This window comes from Mucilaginibacter sp. P5_A4, from assembly GCF_056400605.1.
Genome location: NZ_JBFUKX010000059.1, coordinates 22,265 through 29,469, shown reverse-complemented (window position 1 = coordinate 29,469; position 7,205 = coordinate 22,265). Strand labels below are relative to the sequence as shown.

The 7,205-nt window shown below is 43.9% G+C and carries 7 protein-coding genes; 2 read left to right on the top strand and 5 right to left on the bottom strand.

Features of this window, described 5'->3' with window-relative positions; all coding sequences use genetic code 11:
- Positions 1-297: 297 nt before the first annotated feature.
- From AC1DQW_RS24530 to AC1DQW_RS24515, 4 genes are all read right to left on the bottom strand, one after another.
- Positions 298-642 (bottom strand): protease inhibitor I42 family protein, encoded by a 345-nt coding sequence (locus AC1DQW_RS24530; RefSeq protein ID WP_477456458.1) that lies wholly within the window; start codon positions 640-642, stop codon positions 298-300.
- 178 nt (positions 643-820) lie between these two features.
- Positions 821-1,624 (bottom strand): helix-turn-helix domain-containing protein, encoded by an 804-nt coding sequence (locus AC1DQW_RS24525; protein ID WP_477456457.1) that lies wholly within the window; start codon positions 1,622-1,624, stop codon positions 821-823.
- 46 nt (positions 1,625-1,670) lie between these two features.
- Positions 1,671-2,642 (bottom strand): aldo/keto reductase, encoded by a 972-nt coding sequence (locus AC1DQW_RS24520; RefSeq protein WP_477456456.1) that lies wholly within the window; start codon positions 2,640-2,642, stop codon positions 1,671-1,673.
- A 212-nt stretch (positions 2,643-2,854) separates the two neighbouring features.
- A complete protein-coding gene (locus tag AC1DQW_RS24515; protein WP_477456455.1) occupies positions 2,855-3,202 on the bottom strand; it encodes a winged helix-turn-helix transcriptional regulator in 348 nt (115 codons plus the stop codon).
- Positions 3,203-3,303: 101 nt separating this feature from the next.
- On the opposite strand from AC1DQW_RS24515, the gene AC1DQW_RS24510 reads away from it, so the two are divergent.
- Positions 3,304-3,900 (top strand): short chain dehydrogenase, encoded by a 597-nt coding sequence (locus AC1DQW_RS24510; RefSeq protein WP_477456454.1) that lies wholly within the window; start codon positions 3,304-3,306, stop codon positions 3,898-3,900.
- A 300-nt stretch (positions 3,901-4,200) separates the two neighbouring features.
- Entirely contained in the window at positions 4,201-5,259 is a 1,059-nt protein-coding gene (locus AC1DQW_RS24505; RefSeq protein WP_477456453.1) for an acetylxylan esterase, read from the top strand.
- Positions 5,260-5,283: 24 nt separating this feature from the next.
- On the opposite strand, the gene AC1DQW_RS24500 is transcribed toward AC1DQW_RS24505, so the two are convergent.
- Positions 5,284-6,858 (bottom strand): hypothetical protein, encoded by a 1,575-nt coding sequence (locus AC1DQW_RS24500; RefSeq protein WP_477456452.1) that lies wholly within the window; start codon positions 6,856-6,858, stop codon positions 5,284-5,286.
- Between the last annotated feature and the right edge of the window lie 347 nt (positions 6,859-7,205).

The window sequence follows — 7,205 nt, the reverse complement described above, 5'->3', positions numbered from 1 at the left end:
GCCTTGCTACCGATCGAACACCATTACGGTCTATTAAACTTAATAACTGGTTCAGCACCGGCTGTCCGGTAAAAAAAGTACTTTTGCCCATGTTGAATGTTTAAGTGTGGTAACTCAAATATCAACACAAAGGGGTAGGCTTTCGGCTTACCCCTTGCTTTTTCTCTGAAAATTATTCTTTTACCGGACAACAGTGCACTCCGTTCAGCATGACAAAAGGCTTTTTGCAAACACATTATGGGTAGGTACGAAGCAATGACTGTCTTTATTTTTAGACAGATCTTAGTATATGATTTTTTATTTTACGATGATCTGGTTAGAGAACATTGATATCGTTTCGGTACTGCCGCGGCTGGCTGTAACTTCAAGCGTTGTTGTGCCGCTTCCTTTTGCGGTAAAATTCCAGGTATCCTTACCAAAATCGCCAATATTATTTGTGCCATTTTGGTGCGTATGGCTCTGTAATGTTAATACCGAAGTTTTGTACTGAGGGTTGTTAAACTGGTAGCCGCCATCGCCGGGATTACCCAAGGTTAAAGAAATGGTTTGGCCCATGGCAGCCGACGCTGTGCTGCCTGCATCGGCTGCGGTTAATTGCTTAACGGTATTATCTTCGGTGTTTTTATCTTTATGACAACTCATTATGGCCAGGCAAGTTATGATACATGTACAGTAGTAAATTAACTTCATGATAAGTTTAGTTTGTTGGTTTATAAATTAGGCGTATTATATTAAATAATCACTATTTGTTATATAACGTAGCTACGTAGCTAAATGCTACAATTATATTAAAAATAAACGCCCGGCTTGAAAACATCAACTACCCGGTGGGTGCCTTGCCGAATTTTTTCTTAAACGAATGGGAGAAGTGGGAGAGGCTTTCAAAGCCCAGGTCGAGGTAGATAGCAGATGGCCGCTTGTTTTTTGTTTCTATAAGATGGCGGGCTTCGGTCAGTCTTTTTTCCTGCAGCCAGTGCCGGGGCGCCATGCCGAATGTTTTTTGGAAGTCGCGCTTAAACCCAGCGAGGCTTCTCCCGGTGAGTTGCGCAAATTTTTCAACGGGGAGATTGAAATGAAAATTGCTGAGCATGAATTTTTCCAGGTCGATTTTATGAGGCTCCGAAAAGTCGAATAGAAAGTTCCTGAGCTCTGGCATGATATGCAGCAGTAATTTCACGCCCTCATTTACTTTCAAAATGCCCATGTCTGCCGTCAGTTTTTCTGCTGAATTCCGTACATAGGGTATTATCGATTGAAAATAGCCTTGCAGAAAATCGTTTGCGGGGATAAGAATGTTGGGCGGGCCGGTGTATTTATGCTGTATATCTATTTGCTCGTCAAGCGCTATCTTTCTGAGCAGGTCTTCCTGCAGCGAAATCACAATGGTTTCATAATCCTCATCGGGCAGCGGGGTCTTGGTGATTTGCCCCAGCTGATTTTTGCCTATCAGCAGCATTTCGCCCCGTTTCATCGAAATTTTCTGGCCGGCAGTTTCCAAGGTAAACTGCCCGGAAACCTGTAATACCAGGCTATTGTGCGACATAAAGCCCACTCTATGCTTTTGCCTGGTAGAGAGGTAGGAATAAAAGATGACGCCTGGTATTATTTCGGTTGGATTTGTCACTATGTAAAGATATAAAATAGGTGGGGCTTATGCACAGCCCCACCCGTTATCGTTGCAGGTATGTACCGCCAAGTATAGCGCCGGGCGAAAATTGCGTGTTAAGTGTATTCATCTCGCCGGGAGTAAATTCAATGTTCATGGCCTGTATGTTCTCAGGCAGGCGCGACCTGCGGCTCATGCTTACCAATGGCATAATATGATTGCCCTGTGCGTTCACCCAGGCTATTGCCAATTGGGTAGGAGTGGCCCCTTTTTCCTTTACCATTGCCTTCAATACCTCAACTTTTTCCAGGTTTTTCACCAGGTTGTCGCCCTGGAAACGTGAGAAGTGGTTGTGGTAAGCATCGGCTGCAAGGGGCGCTTTCATTTCGCCGGTAAGCAAGCCTTCAGCAGTATTGGCAAAGGCTACTACGCCAATGCCCAGTTCTTTCGCGGCAGGCAGCAGGTCGGCTTCTATCTGTCGATCGGCCAATGAATAGCCTATTTCCAATGCCGTTACGGGGTGCACGCTATTGGCCTTGCGCAGTTGTTCGGCAGTTATTTCAGAAACGCCGAGGTAACGCACCTTTCCTTCTTTAATCATGTCGGCTACGGTGCCTATCACATCTTCTACCGGAACGCTGTTATCAAGCCTGCAGGGCTGATAAAGGTCGATAGTATCTATACCCAAACGCACCAGCGAATAGTTGATAAAGTTTTTGATAGCAATGGGACGCAGATCCAACCCGATCCATTGGCGGTTGTAAAAGATAGCTCCAAATTTTACACTGATGAACGCGTCATCTCTTCGGCCTTTGATGGCTTTGCCCACCAGCAACTCGTTATGGCCGCTGCCGTAAAAATCGCCGGTGTTCAGGAAATTAATACCGCTATCTAATGCCGACTGAATGGTTGCAATGCTTTCACCTTCGTCATTAACCGGGCCTCCCCAAACCGACGACATGCGCATGCAGCCTAAGCCAAGTTTAGAAACGAGTGGGCCATTTTTGCCGAGGTTTATTTTTGTTATATTTTTCATAGCTGATATTTTATGTAACACAAAGATCAGCTTTATATTAACTGGCCGATGTCTTTCACGGCTCAATTTACTTGTCTGTATGGCTCAACTTTCGTCCTCAGATTTATTATTTGAGGTAGTCCAAAACCACCCAGTTGTTCGAAGCCAGAGCAATCGGGCTCAGGCCAATCGAGCTGAAGAAGGGTTCCAACAACTAATGCATACCAAGATGCTCAAACGGCCACCACAATATTTTTCCTGCCCCAATCGGCCAGCAGCTGCATAACATCATTAAGCGACTGCCCTTTTTCTGTAAGCGTGTACTCAACCTTTGGCGGGACCTGCGCATATACTTTCCGGGTTATAATGCCATCGGCTTCCAGTTCTTTTAAATGCCTCGATAACACTTTCAGCGCAATGCCAGGGATTGTTTTATGAAGTTCGCCAAACCGTTTCGGGCCGGTTATCAAAATCCAGATAATAACTGGTTTCCACTTGCCGCCAACAATGCCAATAGCAGCCGTTATGGGGCAATCACAAACCGGATCAATATATTTTTTATTTATTTCTTCTGCTAACATGCTGGTATCTAACATTAGTGACCAAACTGTCAATACTTGACAATTATGCCATTACTTGACAAAAGTAAAGTATTAGGTTAATATTGTGAAAAAAAACTATTATGAAAATAATTATTGTTGGTGCCACCGGCACAATTGGAAAACACGTTACCGAAGCATTACAAAAAGATTATGAAGTAATAAAGGCAGGGTCAAAAAGCGGCGACCTGCAGGTGGATATCTCTTCGCCCGAATCGATTGAAAACTTTTACAAGCAAGCCGGTAAATTTGATGCCCTGGTTTGCGCAAGCGGCGATGGTCATTTCGGGCCGCTGGGCAGTATGAAGGATGCAGATTTTAGGATAGGTGTTAACAGTAAATTGATGGGGCAGGTTAACCTGGTACTCATAGGCCAGCACTACATCAATTCAAAAGGATCTTTCACTTTAACCTCAGGTTCATTGGCCGAGGACCCGATTGTGTTGGGAGCTAATTTAAGCGCGATGAACGGAGCCATTAATGGCTTTGTGCGCGGCGCAGCAGTTGAGCTTGGTAACGGCATACGCATAAACGCTGTAGCGCCTGATGTGGTAGAGGAATCGCCGGCCTATTTCCCATATTTTCATGGGCATATCCCGGTTAGCATGCACCGGGTAACGCAGGCCTATATTAAAAGCGTGCTGGGCAGTCAAACCGGGCAAGTGTATAAGGTGTTGTAATATTAGCAAGTGAGCTGTCTATAAATTAATACATTGTTCGGCCTACGCCTGGCTGAAAATACAAACCGCGGGCCGAACACATTTGAATAGTCTCAAAATTATGTTAGAGGTTTTGCGCTACAATTGGCTGGATTTGATTATATAATCATTTCGAAAGTAATAATTTATTTCCTGACGTACCAAGGACCATAGATTTGATATTCCGGCTGTAGGATAAAAATCCACAATATCCACCTATTTAGATTGTTACAATAACTAAGCGCTATGTTTTATATATTGTACCCATAAATCCGTTTCCATATGTTGTTTAAGATCAAGGTTCTTTGCGCCGCGATGGTATTATCGTTGTGCTCGCTGGTTTCATTTGCGCAGCAAATAAATTATCCTCCTGCAGGCAATGTGGCTGCCTATTTTAAAAAGCTGCTGGATAGACCGCGTGTTCCGCTAAATCCCTCTTTTGAGGTAACAAAAACAGATTCGGTTATTGTAGAGCATGGTTTTATTTACAGCGAAGAAAACGAACAGGTGCCTATGCTTATTTACAAACCTGTTACCGGAACCAGGCCATACCCGGCGGTTATTTTTTTACATGGAACGGGCGGCCGGAAAGAGGATAACAAAAAAATATTGTACCAGCTAGCTAAACGTGGGATCATGGGCGTGGCAATTGACGCCCGGTTTCATGGCGAACGTATTGCCGGAGGCGCACATGGTTCAACAGAGTATGTGGCAGCGGCCACCGCGGCATGGGAAAATAAGGACAAAGCCCACCAAACCCATCCGTTTTTGTTTGATACCGCTTTTGATTTGTGGCGGGTAACAGATTACCTGGTGAGTAGGCCGGATGTAGATGGAAAGCGTATTGGCATGGGCGGTATATCAATGGGTGGTATCGAAACATGGCTTGCCGCATCGGCAGATAAGCGGATAAAGGTGATTGTGCTGGATATTTCGGTACAGAGTTTCAAATGGTCGTTAGATAATGATAAATGGCAGGCCCGGGTGGGCACTATTCAGTCGGCACATTTACAGGCTGCCAGAGAACTTGGCGACACTGTTTTGAATAAACGCAACGTAAAAGCAGTATGGGACAAATTACTACCCGGTATTACCGGCGAATTTGACTGCCCATCCATGCTTCGGCTGATGGCCCCGCGGGCACTATTGATTGTTGGTACCGAAAATGATCCGAACTGTCCTTTGCCCGGCGCAAACATTGCCTATGCATCTGCCATGCAAGCCTATACATCCCAAAACGCGACAGACAAAATTAGCCGTGATGTAACACCAAAGCTTTTCCATACCTCGACACCAGAGCATTTTAAAATGACGGTGGATTGGTTTAGCAAATGGTTGTAGCTTTGTGACTTAACGGGTATGGCTTTAGTGCGTTGTTGCATCAAAGTTCAGTAATCCATTTTTTACTGCATATATGTGCTGCTGATCCGTCAGGTAAATGACGATGTCTTCATATTTAAGCTGATAAAAATTGCCTGGTAAATTATTATCGCGCGCCAGGCGTTTCATAAATGATGTAAACCTGGTGTCCATCCAGCCGTATGCGGTAAGAAATGTATAAGAATGAGTTTTACCCTTAAATACATATTGTAATTTATAACCGCCGGTTACTTTTTGTTCGGAAATCCTTGTTGGATTAAATGCGCCATGGGTAATCTCGGCAAAGTGATTTAAAATGCTGGTGTAAGGAGTATGCGGGTCCATCGACGCCGTATGCAGAGGATAAACCACATGCGGAAAATCGGATAGTAATTTATTCATCGAATACCAGTTGTCTGCTCTGGCATCATCAATCGCTTTTTCTATTTCCGCTTCCGAAAGGTGGGCAAAAAGACCAATCTTTTTCCATTCAGTTATCGTGCTATCAATTTTGCCAGATGTAAGTGTATTATCGTAGCTATCCATGCTCACAAACATGTATGTCATACACGGCTCTTTCATAAATATTTCGACCTGATCTGCGCGTAACGCTATAATGGGCAGGTATTGTAAACCTGCGGAGCTGCCCCGGCTAAACATCACTTCGTGCAGCCGCAGCGGCGATTGTTGATCAGTCAAAACCTTATTGAAAATGCGAAAAAAAAATTTGGCAAAAATATCGGTTGGTGGCACTTCACGTTGCTTGCTTCCGTAATCGAACGTTGCACTTGTATATTTGTAAATACGCCCGTTGCAGGTTAAACTCACCTTGAATTTAGTTTCTGGGAAGCCTTCGGTAGATGAAGATGAATCATGGGTGGTTATGTAACTGAAATTGGTAAAATTAAGCTCTGGTATAATTGAGGCTATGTCGCGATGGAGCTGCACCAGCCAGAGGTGTGGGTTGGCAGGATATTTTTTAAGGTCAAAGGTCCGGCCCAGTTTGCAATAGTCGTTTAATTGAAATACCGATTCTATAATACCGTTCCTGATATCGTCCTGTAACCGCAGAAAAGACGAATCGCTAACGATTCCACTGTTATGTAGCTGTTCTGCAACCGGTAGCAGTCTGTTTGGCGCCAGCCATTCCAGGCGTGAGCTCATTTCTGCCAAACTGCCGGTCATTTGCACCTCAGCCACATAACGGTTGCTGTCTATACCTTTTAGCGTGTAGGTATAAACCCTACTGGTCAACAAACCCGCTTTATTAATTTTCTCCAACAAGAGGCGGAGGGACGTGTTTACGCTGTCCTGACTTTTTTTATTGAGATTGCTATCACTATAAGAAACGAAAATGCCGGTTCTATGCGGGTTTACATGGAATATTTTTTGCAGCATGACACTTTGCAACCCTGAAAGAATGATAACACGGGAAGAAGCGTAGCCCTTATATCTGCTGAGTTCTTTTTTCATCACCGGGCGCTGTTTGGCCGTTATAATCCGGTACTTAATAAGGCTGTCAATAGCAGCTGATGGCGATTGCCCCCAAACCTGGTTAAGCAAGCTGCAAAAAATGATCATGATGATAAGGCAACGTTTCATAACAGCTATGAAGATAAACATTATAGCGTGATTTATTAATGAATATATCGGGTTGCAATTAAATTTTGGATAACAAAGTCCGGAATATCATCGGTTCTATTTACATAGACTATTCCCGCAGTTTGTAACTACACTGATCACTTCATATATCCCAAAATAACATTTGTTGATAAACTCGTTTTCTAAAATGGCTTTAATAGCTATTACGTAAAGCTGTAATGGTTGTAATCAAGTATTAGCTGCAATACAAGGCCGTGGCTTGGCTATGGTGAAAACACCGGCCAATGGCTAAATTTTTTACGTGCGAAAGGTTTCTGCTTTTCCGG